The organism is Mesorhizobium sp. M8A.F.Ca.ET.165.01.1.1 (assembly GCF_004792065.1).
Taxonomy (GTDB): Bacteria; Pseudomonadota; Alphaproteobacteria; order Rhizobiales; family Rhizobiaceae; genus Mesorhizobium.
In genome coordinates, this window is sequence record NZ_SRTH01000024.1 from 1 (window position 1) to 18,893 (window position 18,893).

The 18,893-nt window shown below is 63.3% G+C and carries 15 protein-coding genes, 1 other RNA gene and 2 pseudogenes; 14 read left to right on the top strand and 4 right to left on the bottom strand.

Features of this window, described 5'->3' with window-relative positions:
* A pseudogene (locus EN808_RS32725) lies at positions 1-132 on the top strand (IS481 family transposase); the annotation flags it as partial.
* Here EN808_RS32725 and EN808_RS32730 read toward each other — a convergent pair.
* The 3 genes from EN808_RS32730 to EN808_RS32740 form a co-directional block, all read right to left on the bottom strand.
* The gene (locus EN808_RS32730) at positions 133-798 is read right to left on the bottom strand and encodes a class I SAM-dependent methyltransferase (RefSeq protein ID WP_135918045.1); all 666 of its coding nucleotides are present in this window, start codon (positions 796-798) and stop codon (positions 133-135) included.
* Positions 795-2,093 (bottom strand): DUF3419 family protein, encoded by a 1,299-nt coding sequence (locus EN808_RS32735; protein WP_135918046.1) that lies wholly within the window; start codon positions 2,091-2,093, stop codon positions 795-797. Before EN808_RS32735 ends, EN808_RS32730 begins: the two co-directional genes overlap by 4 nt.
* Before the next feature lie 732 nt (positions 2,094-2,825).
* On the bottom strand, positions 2,826-6,602 hold the full coding sequence (locus EN808_RS32740; RefSeq protein WP_135918047.1) for a hydantoinase B/oxoprolinase family protein: 3,777 nt from the start codon (positions 6,600-6,602) through the stop codon (positions 2,826-2,828).
* Positions 6,603-6,787: 185 nt separating this feature from the next.
* Between EN808_RS32740 and EN808_RS32745 the strand changes: the two genes are divergently transcribed.
* From EN808_RS32745 to EN808_RS32775, 7 genes and pseudogenes are all read left to right on the top strand, one after another.
* Positions 6,788-6,994, top strand: coding sequence for a hypothetical protein (locus EN808_RS32745; protein ID WP_127275804.1), 207 nt, complete (start codon positions 6,788-6,790; stop codon positions 6,992-6,994).
* Positions 6,995-7,156: 162 nt separating this feature from the next.
* Positions 7,157-7,876, top strand: coding sequence for a DnaJ family molecular chaperone (locus EN808_RS32750; protein ID WP_135918048.1), 720 nt, complete (start codon positions 7,157-7,159; stop codon positions 7,874-7,876).
* Positions 7,873-8,628: an N-acetylmuramoyl-L-alanine amidase gene (locus EN808_RS32755; protein WP_127275802.1), complete on the top strand. Its 756-nt coding sequence runs from the start codon at positions 7,873-7,875 to the stop codon at positions 8,626-8,628. Before EN808_RS32750 ends, EN808_RS32755 begins: the two co-directional genes overlap by 4 nt.
* A gap of 211 nt (positions 8,629-8,839) precedes the next feature.
* Positions 8,840-9,559, top strand: a complete 720-nt coding sequence (locus EN808_RS32760) for a transglycosylase SLT domain-containing protein (protein WP_127275801.1) — start codon at positions 8,840-8,842, stop codon at positions 9,557-9,559.
* A gap of 65 nt (positions 9,560-9,624) precedes the next feature.
* Positions 9,625-10,024, top strand: an RNA gene (gene rnpB, locus EN808_RS32765) — RNase P RNA component class A.
* Between the two features lie 178 nt (positions 10,025-10,202).
* The gene (locus EN808_RS32770) at positions 10,203-10,487 is read left to right on the top strand and encodes a type II toxin-antitoxin system ParD family antitoxin (protein WP_127275800.1); all 285 of its coding nucleotides are present in this window, start codon (positions 10,203-10,205) and stop codon (positions 10,485-10,487) included.
* A pseudogene (locus tag EN808_RS32775) lies at positions 10,484-10,776 on the top strand (type II toxin-antitoxin system RelE/ParE family toxin). The gene EN808_RS32770 and the pseudogene EN808_RS32775 overlap by 4 nt, the downstream one beginning before the upstream one ends.
* Before the next feature lie 8 nt (positions 10,777-10,784).
* Here EN808_RS32775 and EN808_RS32780 read toward each other — a convergent pair.
* The gene (locus EN808_RS32780; protein WP_127275799.1) at positions 10,785-11,900 is read right to left on the bottom strand and encodes a cystathionine gamma-lyase; all 1,116 of its coding nucleotides are present in this window, start codon (positions 11,898-11,900) and stop codon (positions 10,785-10,787) included.
* A 407-nt stretch (positions 11,901-12,307) separates the two neighbouring features.
* Between EN808_RS32780 and mraZ the strand changes: the two genes are divergently transcribed.
* Genes mraZ through EN808_RS32810 form a run of 6 tightly spaced genes read left to right on the top strand, consistent with a single transcriptional unit; the run spans position 12,308 to position 18,893 of the window.
* Entirely contained in the window at positions 12,308-12,781 is a 474-nt protein-coding gene (gene mraZ, locus EN808_RS32785) for a division/cell wall cluster transcriptional repressor MraZ (protein ID WP_127275798.1), read from the top strand.
* A complete protein-coding gene (gene rsmH / locus EN808_RS32790; protein ID WP_127275797.1) occupies positions 12,778-13,794 on the top strand; it encodes a 16S rRNA (cytosine(1402)-N(4))-methyltransferase RsmH in 1,017 nt (338 codons plus the stop codon). The genes mraZ and rsmH overlap by 4 nt, the downstream gene beginning before the upstream one ends.
* Before the next feature lie 4 nt (positions 13,795-13,798).
* Complete coding sequence (locus EN808_RS32795; protein WP_127275796.1) at positions 13,799-14,194, top strand: hypothetical protein; 396 nt, start codon at positions 13,799-13,801, stop codon at positions 14,192-14,194.
* On the top strand, positions 14,191-15,915 hold the full coding sequence (locus tag EN808_RS32800) for a penicillin-binding protein 2 (RefSeq protein WP_127275795.1): 1,725 nt from the start codon (positions 14,191-14,193) through the stop codon (positions 15,913-15,915). The genes EN808_RS32795 and EN808_RS32800 overlap by 4 nt, the downstream gene beginning before the upstream one ends.
* Before the next feature lie 54 nt (positions 15,916-15,969).
* Positions 15,970-17,424: a UDP-N-acetylmuramoyl-L-alanyl-D-glutamate--2,6-diaminopimelate ligase gene (locus tag EN808_RS32805; RefSeq protein ID WP_135918049.1), complete on the top strand. Its 1,455-nt coding sequence runs from the start codon at positions 15,970-15,972 to the stop codon at positions 17,422-17,424.
* The gene (locus tag EN808_RS32810; RefSeq protein ID WP_127275793.1) at positions 17,421-18,893 is read left to right on the top strand and encodes a UDP-N-acetylmuramoylalanyl-D-glutamyl-2,6-diaminopimelate--D-alanyl-D-alanine ligase; all 1,473 of its coding nucleotides are present in this window, start codon (positions 17,421-17,423) and stop codon (positions 18,891-18,893) included. Before EN808_RS32805 ends, EN808_RS32810 begins: the two co-directional genes overlap by 4 nt.

The following is an 18,893-nucleotide window of genomic DNA, read 5'->3' on the forward strand; positions in this document are numbered from 1 at the left end:
CACCGCGCCGCAGAGTTGCCGGTCTGGCTGCACAGATACAATTGGCACCGTCCCCACGGGAGCCTAAAGTCCAAAACACCTATCAGTCGCCTCGCTCTAACCGAGGACAACCTGTTGAGGCTCCACAACTAGCTAGCTGTGTGGCCCAATCACAGCCAACCAGGCATAGCCACGATAAAGCGTGCGAAAACAGAAGGTTGCGCCGGTTCGCTCGGCCTGCGATTCCAGAACATCACGCAGGGATTCGCGTGGCGTGACGTGGAATTTCTTCAGCCAGCCGCGCAGCAACGCGCGGAACCACCCCGGCAGGCCTTCCTGCTGGCCGAAATCGACTATGTGCAGCGAGCCCGTCGGGGCCAGCGCGGCAAGTGCTGCCGAGACCGTCTTCTCCCAGCCCGGGATCATTGATAGCGAATAGGAGACGAAGACCCGGTCGAATCTGCCTTTGCCGAATAGCGCCTTGGCGTCGAAATCGGTGGCGTCGCCCCTTGCCAGCATGACGCGGTCCGACAGGCCTTCGCGGTCGATCGCCTTGCTCGCCGTTTCCAGCATTTCGGCCGAAATATCCAGGCCGAAGAAGCGGGCATCGGGATAGGCGCGGGCAGCGAGGATGATGTTGCGCCCGGTTCCGCAGCCGAGCTCCAGAACGGCGCCGCCCGGCGGCACGTCCAGCCCCGCGATCAGCCGGTCGCGGCCAAGCAGGTAGTACTTGCGGGTCAGGTCATAGATGTGGCGCTGCCAGCGGTAGACGCCGTCCATCAGTTCGGCGTGGCTGGCCGGCAGCTCCGTCGTGCTCATGCTGCGCGCTTCACATAGAGGTGGAAGCCGCCATAGATGGCGGAGCGGTCGCGAGCCGAGAATTCGCGCGATGCTTGGTCCTGATAGTCCCACTGATCGAGCAGCGAAGTCGAGACGCGCCCCGGCAACAGACTGGGCTCTGCGGCGGTACGGAAGATGACGCGGGCGCCGGCCGAGGCGGTCCGGGTGATTTCCGACCACAACGCATTGAGCTGGTCGTCGGTCATCCAGTCCTGCGCATCGAGCAGGATGAAGCGGTCGACGACGCCTGCATCCTTGCCGGCGAGGAATTCGATCAGGTTGGCATGGTGGATGGCGACGCGGTCTATATTGCCGCGGATGGTCTGGTAGTTCTGCTTTTCGAGATAGGCGGGCAGGGCGGCCTCGCCTGGTTCCGGGTAGCGGCGGGCGAAAGCCTGCCAGGCGAAGTAATTGTTTTCCAGGGGGAAATCGCAGGCGAGCTTTTCCAGCCGGGCCTTCAGCACGCTGGCCATGGTGCCGTCGCCGGAGGTGATCAGCGAATCATACTGCGCCGGTGGGATGCCGAGACCGAACAGCGAGGCTTTTCGCGAGGTCGCCCATTTCAGAAGCTTCTTGTCGAAGACCGGCGCCAGCTCCTCGTTGAAGAAGCGGCGCTGTTCGTCGATATTCCTGGCTTCCATCATGCGGGCCGGGTTGACGCCGAAGAATTTCGCCGTGCGGTGCCCCATGGCGATGAACAGGCCAAGCAAGCCGGTCTGGTAGAAATTGCGGTCGAAAACGCCTATGCGCCTGTTGCCGCGCCAGTTGCGGCGCTCCCAGTAATGGCGGCTGACCGGATCGAGATGCGGGGCGATGAAGCGGTCGTAGGCTTCGGAATTGTGGCTTGTGTCCGCCGCACCGAAGAAACGGAACAGATCGCCTTGCGATGGCAGATGGCGAACCGCCTCCAGCTTCATGCGGTTCAGCGCGATGTGGGCGGCGTTGAGGTCGACGGCGTCGATCTGTGCCGGCGAGCGGGTGAGATAGGCCAGGATGTTGCAGCCGCCCGATGCTATGGTGACGACGCGGTGGCCCTGGCCGAGCTGCATCGCGTCCATGTCGACCTCGGGATCTTCCCAGATCTGCGGATAGACCAGGCCGGAAAACAGAAGGGCGAACAGCCGTTCCGAGATGCCGGCTTTCGAAAGGGCGCGGTTCTGGTAGACCGCTCTTCCAACTTCCTTGCCGCGGCGAAAAACCAGATCCGAGGAGACGTCCGTCATGGCAAAGTGATTCCCCATTTGCTTTGCCGCAAGCGGGTAGCGCAGGGTCATGACAGGCCGGTGACAGCCTGTTGACGCGGGTTCAGGTCTTGGTGTGGCGCGCAAATGTAGGTGCGACCTTGGCGCAATCTCATTTGGCAACGGACGTGGAAAATCGAGGGCGAGTCCGTGTCGCAGTCAGCGGCTGAAACCAAGATAGCCAAATGTATTTGTACAGAGAGTGAGCATCAACCAAAGAGGGCTTGTACAGAATATGCACCACAGCACGATCACGGTTCGAAACACTTGATCATGAGGGAATGTGAAGGGGTCGATTTTGGGATGACCTAAGAGTTTTGAAAAGGGCGGCACATACGTTCCTGTGGCGGCAGCATGCATTTGTCTTAGAAAAATGTCTCCACCTTACAAAAACGAAGCAAGCCCAAAATGCAGGAAACAGCGTCAGCACAAATATTACCTTTAGTGGTATGGGTTGCCCGCCTACGTCGCGAATGATCCACCCAGGGCAACTGCCTCGCGCTGGGTCGGCAAGCGAAAAGATGAACGCCTCTAAAACAACTCCCAAAAAACAGACTATAGCTCCCCATTTGGCGACCCTCCGACAGAAATCGGGATCATAGTTCGGGAGGCGCGTGTACTCATCCATATGGGCGCTAGCTCCTCATTGGCCCCGAAGTGTTTCGGCATAGAATGGCGAAGCTGCTCTTCGCGGGTTGATGGTTTTGATCCGCACGCCGAACCCGAAATCTTTTTTGTCCACGGTCGGATGGTCCCCGCAGTTTCTCACCTCGATATCATTTTACCTTGCGTGTTACACTTGCCAAACCCGCCCGGCGTCGGTGTCGTCAGGATGACAGCCTCGCCTGCATCCAGCACCGTCTGGTCGCATGCCTTCAGCACCTCGACCGTGCCATCCTTGCGGCGCACCTTGGTCGAGCCGACCTCGCCATCGCCGCCGCCTTCCAGTCCTTGCGGCGGGCGGTTGCGGTGCGAGGACAGGATCGCGCATTCCATATTCTCGAGGAAGCGGATGGTGCGTTTGGTGCCGTCGCCGGCGTTCCATTTGCCCTTGCCGCCAGAACCCTCGCGGATGTGAAAATCCTCCAGCACCACGGGGAAGCGAAGCTCCAGCACCTCCGGGTCGGTAAGGCGCGAATTGGTCATGTGGGTGTGCACACCCGACGTGCCGGCAAAGCCGCGCCCGGAGTTCATGTGGCCGGCGGGCGAACCGGAACAGATCGTCTCGTAATACTGGTACTGCTTGTTGCCGAAGGTCAGGTTGTTCATCGTGCCCTGCGCATTGGCCATCGCGCCCATGGCGCCGAACAGAGCGTTGGTCACGTGCTGCGAAGTCTCGACATTGCCGGCGACGACGGCGGCAGGGTAGGTGGGCTTGAGCATGCAGCCGTCGGGAATGACGATGTTGATCGGCCTCAGGCACCCGGCATTCATCGGGATCATGTCCTCGACCATGACACGGAAGGCGTAGAGCACGGCGGCGCGGGCGACCGGCTCGGGCGCGTTGAAATTGTTCTTCTCGACCTTCGACGTGCCGGTGAAGTCGACGGTCGCTTCGCGCTTTTTCCGGTCGACCGTGATGTTCACCTTGATCACCTGGCCGGTATCGGTCGGATATTCGTAATCCGACGTGTCCGGCAGCCGTTCCAGCACGCGGCGCACGCTTTCGGCGGCGTTGTCCTGGACATGGCCCATATAGGCCTCGACGACGTCGAGACCGAAATGCGCGACCATCTTGCGCAGCTCCGCCACGCCCTTCTCGTTGGCTGCGATCTGCGCCTTCAGGTCGGCAATGTTCTGGTGCGGATTGCGGGCCGGATAGCGATGCTCGGTGAGCAGCGTATGCAGCTCCGTCTCGCGGAATTTTCCGCGGTCGACGATGCGGAAATTGTCGAACAGCACGCCTTCCTCGTCGACCGTGGTGGCGAGCGGCGTCATCGAGCCGGGGGCGGTGCCGCCAATGTCGGCATGATGGCCGCGCGAGGCCGTCCAGAAGAGGATATTCTTCTGGGCGTCATCGAAGACCGGCGTTACCACGGTGATGTCGGGCAGATGCGTGCCGCCATTATAGGGGGCGTTCAAGGCAAAGACGTCGCCGGCATGGATGTCGCCGGAGTTTAGCCGGATGATGGTCTCGACCGAACGGTCCATCGAGCCGAGATGCACCGGCATGTGCGGCGCATTGGCGACCAGCGCCCCGGTGTGGTCGAAGACGGCGCAGGAGAAATCCAGCCTTTCCTTGATGTTGACGGAATAGGCGGTGTTCTGCAGCCTCACGCCCATCTGCTCGGCGATCGACATGAACAGATTGTTGAAGACTTCGAGCATCACCGGATCGGCTTGCGTGCCAAGGGCGGCGGCGCGCGCTTTCCTTTCCGTGCGGCGTATGACGACGTGATTGAGGTTGGTGATTTCGGCTTGCCAACCCGGCTCGACGACGATCGTCTGGTTCGACTCGATGATCAAGGCGGGGCCCGCAACCAGACTGGACGGCCTGAGGTTCTCACGACGGTAGACGCCAGCTTCATGCCACCGGCCTTCCGTGTAGATACGCCGGGTCTCCGAAGCGGACTTGACCCGTCCCGGCCCGGCCGGCGCATATGCTTCGGCGGTCGTCTGGCCGGTTTCGGTGCCTTCGACGCCGACGGTCTCGACGATCATCGGCTTGTCGTCATAGACGAAGCCGAATTGCGCCTTGTGGGCGATTTCGAAATCGCGCCTGGCCTGGAAGATCGAGTCTGCCTCGAAATTCACCGGCAGTGCCGTATCTGTGCCGTCATAGCGGATGTGCAGCACCGGCCTGGTGGCGACCGAGCCCTCGGCGATGCCTTGCGCCGCCAACTCCGCGACCACGGCCTTTTTCAAGGTGGCGATGAGGTTGCCGATCTCCGCTCTGGATTCCTCGGCGAGCGGCTTGAGCAGCGCCTGCTGGCGTGAGGCAAAGACCGACGCCAGGCCGATGCCATAGGCCGAAAGCAGGCCGGAGAAAGGATGGATCAGCACCGCCTCCATGCCGAGTGCATCCGCGACCAGGCAGGCGTGCTGGCCACCGGCGCCGCCAAAGCAGTTCAGCAGATATTCGGTGACGTCGTAGCCACGTTGCACGGAAATCTTCTTGATCGCATTGGCCATGTTCTCGACAGCGATCGTGACGAAGCCTTCGGCGACCGCTTCCGGTGAGCGGCCATCGCCGATCCCGGCGGCAAGTGACGCGAATTTCGCGCGCACGGTTTGCGCGTCGAGCGGCGCGTCCTGGCCGGGGCCGAAGATCGAGGGGAAGAAATCGGGCTGCAGCTTGCCGAGCATGACGTTGGCATCGGTGACCGCCAGCGGGCCGCCGCGCCGGTAGGCGGCCGGGCCGGGATTGGCGCCCGCAGAGTCCGGTCCGACGCGGAAACGGCCGGCCTCGTAATGCAGGATCGAGCCGCCGCCGGCGGCGACGGTGTGGATGCGCATCATCGGCGCGCGGACGCGCACACCGGCGACCTCGGTGTCGAAGGCTCGCTCATATTCGCCATCATAGTGGGCGACATCGGTGGAGGTGCCGCCCATGTCGAAGCCGATGACCTTGTCGAAGCCGGCGAGCTTGGCCGTCTCGACCATGCCGACGACGCCGCCGGCCGGACCCGACAGCAGCGCGTCCTTGCCCTGGAACATGTCGGCGGCGGTGAGGCCGCCGGAAGACATCATGAACATCAGGCGAGGCGGGGATTGGCTGATCTCCCCCCTTGTGGGGGAGATGCCCGGCAGGACAGAGGGGGGCGCGACAGAACGAGACGTTGGCGGGGCAGCGCCCCCCTCTGTCGGCTTCGCCGACATCTCCCCCACGAGGGGGGAGATTGGCGCCGCGCCCAGTTCTCCCGCCACCCTTTGCACATAGCGCGACAGGATGGGCGACAGATAAGCATCCACCACCGCGGTGTCGCCGCGGCCGACCAGCTTGATCAGCGGCGAGACCTCGTGGCTGACCGAGACCTGGCCGAAACCAAGCTTGCGGCAGACCCTGGCCACCGCCTTCTCGTGATCGGGATATTTCCAGGCATGCATGAAGACGATGGCAACGGCATCGATGCCATCGGCTTTCGCTTGTTCTATGGCCGGCCGGCAAGCCGCGATATCGAGCAGCCGTTCGACGCGGCCGTCGGCGAGCACGCGCTCGTTGACCTCGATGACGCGCTCGTAGAGTTGCTCGGGAAGAATGATTTCCTTGGCGAAAATGTCGGGTCGCGCCTGGTAGGCGATCCTGAGCGTATCGCGAAACCCCTTGGTGATGAGCAATAACACACGGTCGCCCTTGCGCTCCAGAAGGGCGTTGGTGGCCACCGTGGTTCCCATCTTGATGTCGCCGATCAGGCTGGACGGGATCGCGGCGGCCGGTCCAAGGCCGAGCAGATCGCGGATGCCCTGAATGGCGGCATCGGCATAGGCTTCGGGATTCTCCGACAGCAGCTTGCGCGGATGCAGCCCGCCTTGCGGGTCACGGCCGATAATATCGGTAAAGGTGCCGCCGCGATCGATCCAGAAATCCCATTTGGCGGTCATGCGGTTGTCTCCGGTATTCCGTTGTCCGGTGTCGTTGTTAAAGCGCCGAAGCGCCGGCAGCAATGTCGCCTGCATGCCATTGATGTTACAGGTGGAAACGCAACGTTACGAAACCCTTGGCCCGGTCATGCATTTTCCCTTCGACCGTTCACTGCAACGTGAGCGTGTGTTGAAGGAGAGATGTCATGAAAAAGCTCATTCTTGCGTCGGTTTCGGCGCTTGTCCTGCTTGGCGTCGCGGCATGCAGCGACAGCGGTACCGACAAGACCACGACCCAGAGCACCAATCCGCCGGCCGCCGAGCAGCCGATGAAGCCTGCGGCCCCGGCTGACAATTCGACCAAGCCTGCCGAGCCGGCTCCGGCAACGCCTGCTCCTGCGCCCGCGCAGTAGTTTGTAAGCAGTAAGTGTCTTGGGAGGAAGGCCGGCTTGATGTCGGCCTTTTTCTCGTAGGGGTGACTGTTGGAACCAGCAAAGCGCCCTTCGTTCACAGGCCCGACAAGTTGGCCGTTATTGGCTTGATAGCGGGGACCGGTTGGCTCTATGAAGCTGGCCATGTCGATTTGGGACCGCCTCGGCGACTTCATCACCCGGGTTTCGTCTTCAACCACGTCTAGCGTCGCCGACGTGGTCGAGGCTGTGCGCACGGTTTTCTCCGGCGACGCCGACCTGCGCCGCCGCGTCGCCTTCTCAGTGGCGATGATCGCGCTTTCGGCCAAGATGGCCAAGGCCGACGGCATCGTCACCCAGGATGAGGTGCGCGCCTTCCAGGAAATCTTCGAAGTGCCGGCGAAAGAGACGCGCAATGTTGCGCGGCTGTTCGATCTCGCCCAGCGGGATGTGGCCGGTTTCGAAACCTATGCCGAGCGCATGGCGCAGATGTGCGGCTCCGGGCACTCCAATTGCGTGATGCTGGAAGACATACTCGACGGCCTGTTCCACATCGCCAAGGCCGACGGGCTGGTGCATGAGCGCGAAGGCATTTTCCTGCATCGTATCGCCGAGATCTTCCGCATCGACGAGGCGCACTACGAATCGATCATGGCGCGGCATGTCAATCTTGGCGCCGGCGACCCCTATGTCGTGCTCGGTATCGAGCGCGGCAAGCCGTTCGAGGAGGTCAGGAAGCGTTACCGCAAGCTGGTGTCCGACAACCACCCGGACCGGCTGATCGCGCGCGGACTGCCGCAGGAATTCATCAAGATCGCGACGACCAGGGTCGCGGCGATCAACGCCGCCTACGAGATGATCGAGCGGGGCCTGCGGCACGCATGAGCGGCTTCCTGCCCGACGAGCCGAGTGCCGAGGTCAGGGTATCGCCGAATTTCGGGCCAAGGCGCGACAGGCAGAAGCCCGACATGATCGTGCTGCACTATACGGGCATGGCGACCGGTATCGGGGCCGAAGCCTGGCTGTGCGATCCGGCGAGTGAAGTCTCGTCGCACTATCTCGTCCATGAGAATGGCCACATCGTGCAGATGGTCCGGGAAAGCGACCGAGCCTGGCATGCCGGCCAGAGTTCCTGGTTCGGACACACCGACATCAATTCCTGCTCGGTCGGCATCGAAATCGTCAATCCGGGCCATTCGCTGGGCTATCCCGGCTTTCCGCGACGCCAGATCAATGCGGTGATCAGGCTGTGCAAGGGGATTGCAGCACGGCATGCGATCGCCGCCGAGCGGGTGCTGGCGCATTCCGACGTGGCGCCTGGTCGCAAGATTGATCCTGGCGAGAAGTTTCCATGGGCCGTGCTGTTTAAGGCCGGTGTCGGTCATCTCGTGCCAGCCGCGCCCGTCAGGCGCGGAGCCGCGCTGAAGCCAGGCGACTACGGTGCCGATGTCGAGGCGCTGCAGTCGATGCTGTCGCTCTATGGCTATGGTGTCGAGATAACGGGCGTTTTCGACGATTGGACACGGATCGTCGTCGAGGCCTTCCAACGGCATTTCCGACCGCGCCGGGTCGACGGAGTTGCCGACGGCTCGACGATGCGCACGCTCCAGAGGCTGCTTGCCTCCGTCACGAGTTGACCTCACGTCAAGAGCCGGTCCAAGTAATCCTCCTCAACCGTAAAGTTACAACCTGTCACTTAAAGTGACTTGCCCCGCCTTCATTGGCGCCAAATCGGGCTTCAAAGGGCCTTTCGTACAGTTTGTCGGACGTCCAGCCCCCGGGTGATCCGATATTGATCAAGCGATGCCGCGCGAAAGTCTTCGCGTGGTCCCAACAGAACAGGATCACATGCAGAAATTGACCGTTTTAACGGCAGCTCTTGCTGCCGGGGTAATGAGTTTTGCCTTCAGCGCGGCCGGCGCCGCACCGTTAAGCCAGCGGGCCGACCAGGGTCTGGTCGCGACATCCGCCAAAGGCAAGGCCATTTCGGCCAAAAGCACCAAGAGTGCGAAGGCGACGACGAAGCAGGCTTCCGCGAAAGTGGAAAAGGCAAGCTGGACCAAGGCAAGGAAAACCCCCGCCAAAAGGCAGACGAAACGCGGCCGCAAGACCGTTGACATGACGACGACGGCATCGATCGGTCTCAGCAACGTCGCCGCGGCGACCGCGGCAGTGGCGAGCAGCGGCCAATATTCCGCGATTGTCGCCCGCTACGCGGCGAGCTACGGGGTTCCGGTGTCGCTGGCCCACGCCGTGATCAAGATCGAGAGCAACTATCGGCCGAACATGGTCGGCGGCGCCGGTGAGATCGGCCTGATGCAGATCAAGCCGGCAACCGCGCGGATGATGGGTTACAATGGGTCGGCCAAGGGCCTGTTCGATCCAGACACCAACATCAAATACGGCATGAAGTACCTCGCCATGGCGCGCGACCTGGGTGGCGGCACGACCTGCGGCACGATCCTCAAATACAATGCCGGCCATGGCGCCACTCGCATGAACCCGGTTTCCGCGGCTTACTGTAGCAAGGTCAAGGTTCAGCTGGCGGCTGTCGGCGCGCCGGCTTGACGAGAACCGGTCACAATCGGCTTTTTCGGTTGCGTTTTGTGGTGTGAACCCCTTTATACGCCCTGCCAGCTGGCCGGGCGGCCGCACCCGCAAACGCCGAAAGGCCGCGGGTGAGGAAAGTCCGGGCTCCATGGAGACACGGTGCCGGTTAATGGCCGGCGGGGGCGACCCCAGGGAAAGCGCCACAGAAAACAAACCGCCACGACTTTGTCGGGGTAAGGGTGAAAGGGTGGGGTAAGAGCCCACCGCGCGACTGGCAACAGGAGCGGCACGGTAAACCCCACCGGGAGCAAGACCGAATAGGGGCGGTGCGAGGGGAAACCCTCGAGGGCTGTTTCCGGCTCACCGTCCGGGTAGGTTGCGTGAGGCGCATGGCAACATGCGCCCAAGATGAATGGCCGCCACGTTCTCGCTTCGCAAGGGGCGAGGGCCATACAAAACCCGGCTTACAGGCCGGCTGGCAATTTTTCTCCATCATATATGGATTAAGTCTTTCGATATCAGAAGGTTGCGCCCTTGGCCGCACCTTCTGATTCAAGGGCGCGGAGCTACTTTGCGTCGCCACACCCAGAGATCTCCGCCGACTTCCTTGAAACTGGTGCGATTAAATCGTACCATCGCGGCTCATCATCGGGAGCCTATCATGGGTCAGGTGGACAAACGCAGCATCACGCTTTCGCCGGAACTGGCGCGGGCGGTCGACGATGTGGTCGCGGCTGGAGAATACGCCTCGGCGAGCGAGGTGATCCGCGATGCGTTGCGGCAATGGAAGGACCGCCGCGACCTGATGGGCTACACGGTCGAAGAACTGCGCAAGCTGGTGCAGGAGGGGATCGACAGCGGGCCTGCGCAAGACGGCCAGCCAATCATGGAACGACTGCGCGCGAAATACCTGAGGAGGGCCGAGGTCCAAGGCTTCCAGGAGTGAAATACCGACTGCTTCCTCAAGCCACCGTCGATCTCGAAAGCATCGGCGACTACATCGCCAGCCACGACCCGCGCGCTGCTGTTCGCTTCGTGGATGCGCTGGAAAGACGTTGGGATTTGCTGACGTTGCATCCCGTCTCAGGTGCGCCACGCGACGACATAGCACCGGTATTCGTCACCTGGTCGTCGGCGACTACCTCACCTTGTACCGGGTCGGCGGTGATGCGATCGAAATTCTTCGCGTGCTGCATGGTCGCCGCAACATCGAAGCCGATGACCTCGGCTCGTAGTGGATTTGTCAGCCGCTGACCCTGTCCAGCGAGGCCTCGATCGCCTTCCAGAGTTCTTCCACCGGCTCGCAGCCGACCGACAGGCGTACGAAGCCAGCCGGCACCGCGTCGCCTCGCTTCAAACGCCGCTCGGCCGAGGTGTGGACGCCGCCGAAGGAGGTCGCGGCCTGCATCAATTCGCAGCCGTTGATGAAATCCTCGGCTTTCTGCTCGGAAGCGAGTTCGAAGGAGATGAGGAAGCCGAAGCGCTCCATCTGGGCGCGGGCAAGATTGTGCGAGGGATCGCCTTCCAGGCCGGGATAACGCAGGCCCCTGATCGCCCTATGGCCCTGCAGGCGCCGCGCGATCACTTCCGCCGACGAACACATGCGGTCGAAACGCACGTCCAATGTTTCCAGGCCGCGATGCACCAGCCAGGCTTCGAACGGGCCGGGGATGCTGCCCGAGACCTCGCGCCAGCCGGTCACGGCGGCGATGATGTCCGCATTGCGGCTGGCGACATGACCGAACAGCACGTCGGAATGGCCATTGGGCGCCTTGGTGTCGGCGGCGACAACGATATCGGCACCATGATCGAGAGGGCGCTGGCCGAAGGGCGTCATCGTCGTGTTGTCGACCACCAGCAGCGCGCCCGCCTTGTGAACGGCTTCGGCGACAGCGGCGATATCGCAGATGTCCAGTCCCGGATTTGCGGGCGTTTCGACGAAGGCCAGGCGGTAACCCGCGAAGCCGCCGTCGAGGAAGGTCGATGTCGGCCTGACATCGTAGGTGACGCCGAGCGGCTCCAGGAAGCGATCGGCCAGCGCCCTGGTGGTGTGATAGCCGTCCGAAGGCAGCAGGATATGGTCGCCGGCCTTGAGCACGGCAAAGAATGCCGCCGAGATCGCCGCCATCCCCGAGGGAAAGCCGACGCAAGGCGCGTCTTCCAGATGGGACAACATGTGTTCGACGGCATCCCAGGTCGGGTTGCTGAAGCGGCCGTACTGGTTGAAGCCGGTGGCGTCGCCCGGTGCATGGAAGATGGCGGCCATGGTCAGGGGCAGGGGAATGGAATCGCCCATGGCGAACCCGCTGCGACGCAAATGGGGAAGGGCCGCAGCGCGCGACTTCGCAGTTTCAGGCATCGATTTCAAATCCCTTGGTGGTCGGTGAGATGGACGAGACGCTATGCCCGGCCGCGGTTTGCGGCAAGGCGCCTCCAGTTGGGCCAGGCAGGCTCTAAACGCTTCGTTAGGCTTAATGGATCATAAAGACGAGGTGCGCTGTCAAAGCCTTTCTCGTCGGCGTGGCGCGCGTGTCTGAGAAGCCTATTCCCGTTGACGCCCATAGTGCCCCATGATATCCCATTTCGACATCAAAGCCTTCGTTCCGCGTCAGGGTAAAGCGTTCGCCAATCGGGCAGCCGCGGCGGCTGTGCGTTTGCCGGTTTTCGCCCCTGTGGACGAGGTGGGTGCGGGGCAGGCAACGCGCGGCGGTGGCGCGTGCGACACGATGAAGAGGGGTGCGGCGGCGCAAGCGGCTGTAACGTGTGATGGACCGGTTTCTGTCGAACACGGTGAGCAGGATCGATGCGAAGGGGCGGGTGTCCGTTCCCGCGCATTTTCGTGCCGTGGTGCAGAAGCGCGGCTATTCGGAACTCTACGCGCTGCGTTGCCTGGACCTGACGGCGATGGATGTCGGCGGGCTCGACCTGCTCGACCGCTACGAGCAGCGCATCGCTCGGGAAGACCCCTTCCTGCAGACGGCGGACGACATGTCGTTCTTCTGCCATGGCGACGGAGCGTTCCTGAAACTCGACCAGGACGGCCGCATAACCATGACCGATTTCATTCGCGAACATACCGGCATCTCGGCGGAAGTGGCCTTTGTCGGGCGCGGCAATTTCTTTCAGATCTGGGAGCCGGGACGGCTCGCGACCTACGGGGCGCAGGCGCGGGCCAGGCTTTTGCAGCTTCGGCAGGGGACGAAGGCTCACGAGGCCAAGGCTGGGGAGCGACCGGAATGATGGTGGGCCACGGCGATGATAACAACGCCGTTGGCGGATCGGTCCGCCACATTCCGGTCCTTCTTGGCGAAGTGCTCGAAGCGCTGGCGCCCGCGGAGGGCGACATCGTCATCGACGGTACGTTCGGCGCCGGCGGCTATACGAAGGCCATCCTGGCGGCCGGCGCGTCCGTGGTTGCCATCGACCGCGATCCGGATGCCATCGCGGCCGGCCGCGACCTCGAGGCGCAGTCCGGCGGTCGGCTGAGGCTGGTGCAGGCGCCGTTCTCGACGCTCGACGAACACATCGACAGCGCCGATGGCGTCGTGTTCGACATCGGCGTCTCCTCGATGCAGATCGACCAGGCCGAGCGCGGCTTTTCCTTCCGCTTCGACGGCCCGCTCGACATGCGCATGGCGCAGGCGGGCCTGAGCGCCGCCGATGTCGTCAACAGTTTCAAGCCGGGCGACCTTGCCCGCATCTTCGGCTTCCTCGGAGAGGAGCGTCACGCCGGCCGTATCGCCCGCATGATCGAGGCGCGCCGGGAAAAACGGCCGTTCGAGCGCACGCTGGAACTCGCCGACGCCATCGAGACGCATATCGGCCGCGCGCCGAAGGACAAGATCCATCCGGCGACCCGCGTTTTTCAAGCGCTGCGCATCTTCGTCAATGACGAGCTCGGTGAATTGGCCAAGGCGCTGTTCGCGGCCGAACGCGCGCTGAAGCCAGGCGGCCGACTTGTCGTGGTGACGTTCCATTCGCTTGAAGACCGCATCGTCAAGCGCTTCATCGCCGATCGCGCCGACGCCATGACCGGCTCGCGCCACATGCCGGAGGCGCAGGCGCGCACCGCGACTTTCCGCAAGGCTGGTGGCGGCGTGACGGCAGGCGACGCCGAGGTTGCGGCCAACCCACGCGCCCGCTCGGCCAGGCTGCGCGCGGCGGTCCGCACCGAGGCGCCGGCGCGCGGCGACGATTTTTCGATTTTCGGCCTTCCAAAGCTTCCCGGCATCGATCGGCCGGGGGAGAGGTAAGCACGTGTTTCGTACCAGCGACATTGTCCTGATCGCCGTCATGGTTTCGGCAGCGGCCCTGACCTACAAGGCCAAGCGCGAGGCCGAGGACCAGTTGGCGGCCGTGCAGAAGATCCATGCCGAGATACGCTTTGAGGAGGACACGATCGACCTGCTCAAGGCCGACTGGAGCCTGCTCACCCAGCCGTCGCGGCTGCAGAAGCTGGCCGAACTCTATAAGGCGCAGCTCGCATTGGAGCCGGTCAGTGGCCGGCAGATCGTGGGCCTGGGCGACCTGCCGGCCAAGGCGCTCGACATCCAGGACATCCTGAACGGGCGCCAGGGCGCCGTGGCCGACAATTCCGACAAGGCGCCCTCGGGCGACAAGGATCCCGTCGTCACCGGAGACATCGCCCAATGATCGGCAAACTGCTGAAGCGCTTCGCCACGGTAGGCCGCGCCAGGACAAGCGAGGACGGGTCGATCGTGGTCGAAGGCGCCCGCAAGGCGACCGGCGGCAAGGGCAAGGCCCGCATCGTGATGACGATGGCGGTGTTCTTCGGCATCTTCTCGACCATATCGGGGCGGCTGGTCTATCTCGGTTTCCAGACACCCGACCTGTCGGGCGGTCCGCAAAGCCGGGTGACGGCGTCACGTCCCGACATTGTCGATCGCAACGGTGAAGTTCTGGCCACCGACATCAAGACGGCGTCGCTGTTCGCCGAGCCGCGCCGCATCGTCGATGCCGATGAGGCTATCGAGAAGCTGTCGACGGTGCTGCCCGAAATCGACTACGAGCAGACCTATCACAAGCTGAAGAGCGGCGCCGGCTTCGTCTGGCTGCAGCGGCAACTGACGCCCAAGCAGCAGGCCGACATCATGCAGCTCGGCATTCCCGGCTTTGGCTTCCGCACCGAAAAGCGCCGTTTTTATCCGAGCGGCGAGACCTCCTCCTACATCGTCGGCCTGACCAACATCGACAACCAGGGCATCTCCGGCATGGAGAAATATATCGATGAGCAGGGCCTGAGCGACCTGCAGGCGTCGGGCCTGGCGGTGGCGAAGGATCTCAGGCCGGTGAAGCTTTCGATCGATCTGCGCGTCCAGCATGTGGTGCGCGACGAGATCGCCGCCGGCCTGGAGCGCTATCGCGCCATGGGCGCTGGCGCCGTCGTGCTCAACGTCAAGACCGGCGAAGTGGTGGCCATGGCCTCGGTGCCGGATTTCGATCCGAACAATCCCTACAACGCGCAGGACAAGGACCGGCTTAACCGGATGTCGGCGGGGCTCTATGAGATGGGCTCGACCTTCAAGAGCTTCACCTCGGCCATGGCGCTCGATTCCGGCAAGGCGACGATGTCGAGCCGCTTCGACGCTTCGCATCCAATCCGGGTCGGCCACCAGGCCATTCACGATTTCCACGGCAAGAACCGTGTGCTGTCGCTGCCGGAGGTCTTCCTCTATTCGTCCAACATCGGGTCGGCCAGGGAGGCCGAGCTGGTCGGCATCGAGGCGCACCGCGAATTCCTGCATCGCCTCGGCATTCTGGAGAAGATGCAGACCGAACTGCCCGAAGTCGCCCGCCCGACCGAGCCGAAGGTGTGGAAGCAGGTCAATTCGTTCACCATCGCCTTCGGCCATGGCGTGTCGACGACGCCGCTGCAAGCGGCTGTCGGCTGCGCGGCGCTGGTCAATGGCGGCTTTCTGATGCAGCCTACATTTCTGGTCCGCAGCCAGGAGGATGCGATGGCGGCGGCCAAGAAAGTGGTTACCGAAAAGACCGTCGAGGGCATGCGCTACCTCTATTCGCTCAACGCCGAGAAGGGTTCGGCCAGAAATGCCCGGGTTCCCGGCTACCGCGTCGGCGGCAAGACCGGAACGGCCGAGAAGGTCATCAACGGCCGTTACTCGAAGGAATTGAATTTCAACACCTTTGTCGCCGCCTTCCCGATGGACGATCCGCAATATTTGGTGTTCACGATCGCCGACGCCCCGCATCCGGAAAAGCCTGGGATGACCGACGTCGCGGCCAACAATGCGGGGGTCATGGCCGGCAATATCATCAGGCGTGCAGCGGCCATGCTTGGCGTGAAGCCAGATTTCAGCCATGAAAATGGTGCAACGCTGGTTTCCTATCAGTGATTCTTGGGGCGCGCCGGCAACTGCGCGCTATTTTGTTGCGGTGAACGGGACTCGATGAAGCTCAAAGATCTAGCCGGTATCCTGCCAGTCGAAGGAACAGCTTCCGTCGATCTGGAGGTTACAGGCATCTCGTCCGATTCCCGCCAGGTGAAACCCGGCGTCGTCTTTTTCGCGCTTGCCGGAACCAAGGCCGATGGCGCGAGCTACGCCGCCGACGCGGCCCGACGTGGCGCTGCAGCGATCGTCACGGGCAAAGGCAGTGGCCTGGCCGATTTGCCGGTTCCGGTGCTGGCGGTCGATGATCCGCGCCTGGCACTGGCGTTGAGTGCCGCCCGCTATTTCGGCAGGCAGCCGCAAACCATGGTCGCCGTGACCGGTACCAGTGGCAAAACGTCGGTCGCCGCCTTCACCCGGCAGATCTGGGAGCAGGCGGGATACGCTGCCGCCTCGATCGGTACCACCGGCGTGGTCGCGCCTGGCCGCAACGAATATGGTTCACTGACGACACCCGATCCGGTCGCCCTGCATCAGTTGCTGCGGGAATTGGCGGATGCCGGCGTTAGCCACGCCTCGATTGAGGCCTCCAGCCACGGGCTCGACCAGCGCCGCCTCGATGGGGTGAAGCTCTCGGCTGGCGGCTTCACCAATCTCGGCCGCGACCACATGGATTACCATCCGACGGTCGAGGATTATCACCGTGCCAAATTGCGCCTGTTCGACACGCTGCTGCCGAACGGCGCACCGGCTATCGTCTTCGCCGACGATCCTTGGTCGGAACCCACGATAAAGGCAGCTCGGGCCGCCGGGCTCGACGTGCTGACGGTCGGCCGTCATGGCGATTTCCTCAGGTTGAAGCGGGTCGAGCATGAGCGTCATCGCCAGCGTGCCGAGGTCGAAGCCGACGGTGTGATCCACGAAATCGACCTGCCGCTCGCCGGCGATTTCCAGATCGCCAACGCGCTGGTTGCGGCGGGGCTTGCCATTTCCACCGGAACACCTGTCGCCAAGGCCTTGGGGGCATTGGAGAAATTGAAAGGCGCGCCGGGCAGGCTCGACCTTGTCGGTACCACGGCGAGCGGGGCTCCGGTCTATGTCGATTACGCCCACAAGCCGGATGCGCTGGAGAATGTGCTGGCCTCGGTGCGTCCGTTCACCACCGGTCGCGTGATGGTCGTGTTCGGCTGCGGCGGCGACCGTGACCGGGGCAAACGACCGATCATGGGCGAGATCGCGACCCGGCTCGCCGATGTCGTCATCGTCACCGACGACAATCCGCGCTCCGAAGTGCCCGAAAGCATCCGCGCCGCCATTCTTGCCGCGGCGCCCGGCGCCATCGAAATCGGTGACCGGCGCAAGGCAATCCACGAGGCTGTCCGCATGCTGCATGCCGGCGACACGCTGATCGTGGCCGGCAAGGGCCATGAGGAAGGCCAGACGATCGGCTCGGAAACCCTGCATTTCTCCGACCACGAGGAAGTGCGCGCCGCGCTCAGGGAGCGTGCCGCATGAGTTTGCTGTGGACTTCGGAAGCGCTGGTTGCCGCCACGGACGGGCGGCCGCTCGGCCCCATGCCCGAAGGTATATCGGGCATTTCGATCGACAGCCGCAGCCTGCAGCCGGGCGACGCCTTCTTTGCCATCAAGGGCGAGACGATGGACGGCCATGACTTCGTCACCGCGGCCATCAAGGCCGGCGCCGGCGTGCTGGTGGTGGCAGAAGGCAAGCTGCCGTCGCTTGGCCGGCTGACCGCGCCGATCATCGTCGTCGAGGACGTTCTGGTTGCGCTGGAAAAGCTCGGTGTCGCGTCGCGCGCCCGCTCGCAGGCCAAGATCATCGCGGTCACCGGTTCCGCGGGCAAGACCACCACCAAGGAGGCGCTGCGCCACGTGCTTTCGGCCGTCGGCAAGGTGCATGCCTCGGCGCAGTCGTTCAACAACCATTGGGGCGTGCCGCTGACCTTGGCGCGCATGCCCGATGACTGCGATTATGCCGTGTTCGAGATCGGCATGAACCATCCCGACGAGATCCGGCCGCTGGTGAAGATGGTGCGGCCGCATGTCGCCATCGTCACCATGATCGCGGCCGCGCATCTCGGCTTCTTCCGCAATCTGGACGAGATCGCCAGGGCCAAGGCCGAGATTTTTGAAGGGCTGGAACCCGAGGGCGCCGCGGTTCTCAACCGCGACGATGCGCGTTTCAAGCTGCTGGACAAGATGGCGCAAGCTGCCGGCGTCGAGCATGTCTATGGCTTCGGCGAGAATGCGCGCTCGACGTTCAAGCTGGTCAAGTGCGAGTTGCATGCCGACCATTCCGACATCGCCGCCAGGATCAGCGGCCACGATATGATCGCTCGTATCGGAGCGCCTGGCCGGCACATGGTGCAGAACGTGCTGGCGGTGCTAGGCGCCGCGCATCTGGTCGGCGCCGATCTCGACAAGGTGGCATTGGCGCTGGCCGATCTCTCCGCCGAGCGCGGGCGCGGCAAGCGCCATGTGCTGCGGCATCCCGGTGGCCCGACTTCGGGCCAGCCCGGTAGCCCTATGCACGGTGGCCCGATCACGCTGATCGACGAGAGCTACAACGCCAATCCGGCCTCGATGGCGGCCGCCATGGCGCTACTCAACGCAACGCCGGTGACAGGCGAGGGCAGACGCATCGCGGTGCTCGGCGACATGCTGGAGCTCGGCGACCATTCGGCAAAGCTGCATGCCGCCCTTGCCGATCTCATCGTCGGCACGGGCACGCGGACAGTCTTTCTCGGCGGGCCGGAGATGCGCTCGCTGGCGGAAGCGCTGCCGGACGATATCAGGACGGAATACCGCGCCGGCGTCGAGGAGTTGAAGCCGCTGCTGCTCGCCGCGCTAAGGCCGGGCGACGTGGTGATGATCAAATCGTCGAAGGGCATCGGTTTTGCAAAACTGGTCGATGCGCTGCTGGGCAAATTCCCGGCCGAGACGACAACCAGCAACCAGACCTAG

Coding starts and splice junctions, on each gene's coding strand:
- EN808_RS32755 (WP_127275802.1), top strand. CDS start 7,873: ATGAGCGGCTTCCTGCCCGACGAGCCGAGTGCCGAGGTCAGGGTATCG.
- EN808_RS32810 (WP_127275793.1), top strand. CDS start 17,421: ATGAGTTTGCTGTGGACTTCGGAAGCGCTGGTTGCCGCCACGGACGGG.
- EN808_RS32805 (WP_135918049.1), top strand. CDS start 15,970: ATGAAGCTCAAAGATCTAGCCGGTATCCTGCCAGTCGAAGGAACAGCT.
- rsmH (WP_127275797.1), top strand. CDS start 12,778: ATGATGGTGGGCCACGGCGATGATAACAACGCCGTTGGCGGATCGGTC.
- EN808_RS32780 (WP_127275799.1), bottom strand. CDS start 11,900: ATGCCTGAAACTGCGAAGTCGCGCGCTGCGGCCCTTCCCCATTTGCGT.
- EN808_RS32770 (WP_127275800.1), top strand. CDS start 10,203: ATGGGTCAGGTGGACAAACGCAGCATCACGCTTTCGCCGGAACTGGCG.
- EN808_RS32735 (WP_135918046.1), bottom strand. CDS start 2,093: ATGACCCTGCGCTACCCGCTTGCGGCAAAGCAAATGGGGAATCACTTT.
- EN808_RS32760 (WP_127275801.1), top strand. CDS start 8,840: ATGCAGAAATTGACCGTTTTAACGGCAGCTCTTGCTGCCGGGGTAATG.
- EN808_RS32740 (WP_135918047.1), bottom strand. CDS start 6,602: ATGACCGCCAAATGGGATTTCTGGATCGATCGCGGCGGCACCTTTACC.
- EN808_RS32730 (WP_135918045.1), bottom strand. CDS start 798: ATGAGCACGACGGAGCTGCCGGCCAGCCACGCCGAACTGATGGACGGC.
- EN808_RS32800 (WP_127275795.1), top strand. CDS start 14,191: ATGATCGGCAAACTGCTGAAGCGCTTCGCCACGGTAGGCCGCGCCAGG.
- EN808_RS32750 (WP_135918048.1), top strand. CDS start 7,157: ATGTCGATTTGGGACCGCCTCGGCGACTTCATCACCCGGGTTTCGTCT.
- mraZ (WP_127275798.1), top strand. CDS start 12,308: ATGGACCGGTTTCTGTCGAACACGGTGAGCAGGATCGATGCGAAGGGG.
- EN808_RS32745 (WP_127275804.1), top strand. CDS start 6,788: ATGAAAAAGCTCATTCTTGCGTCGGTTTCGGCGCTTGTCCTGCTTGGC.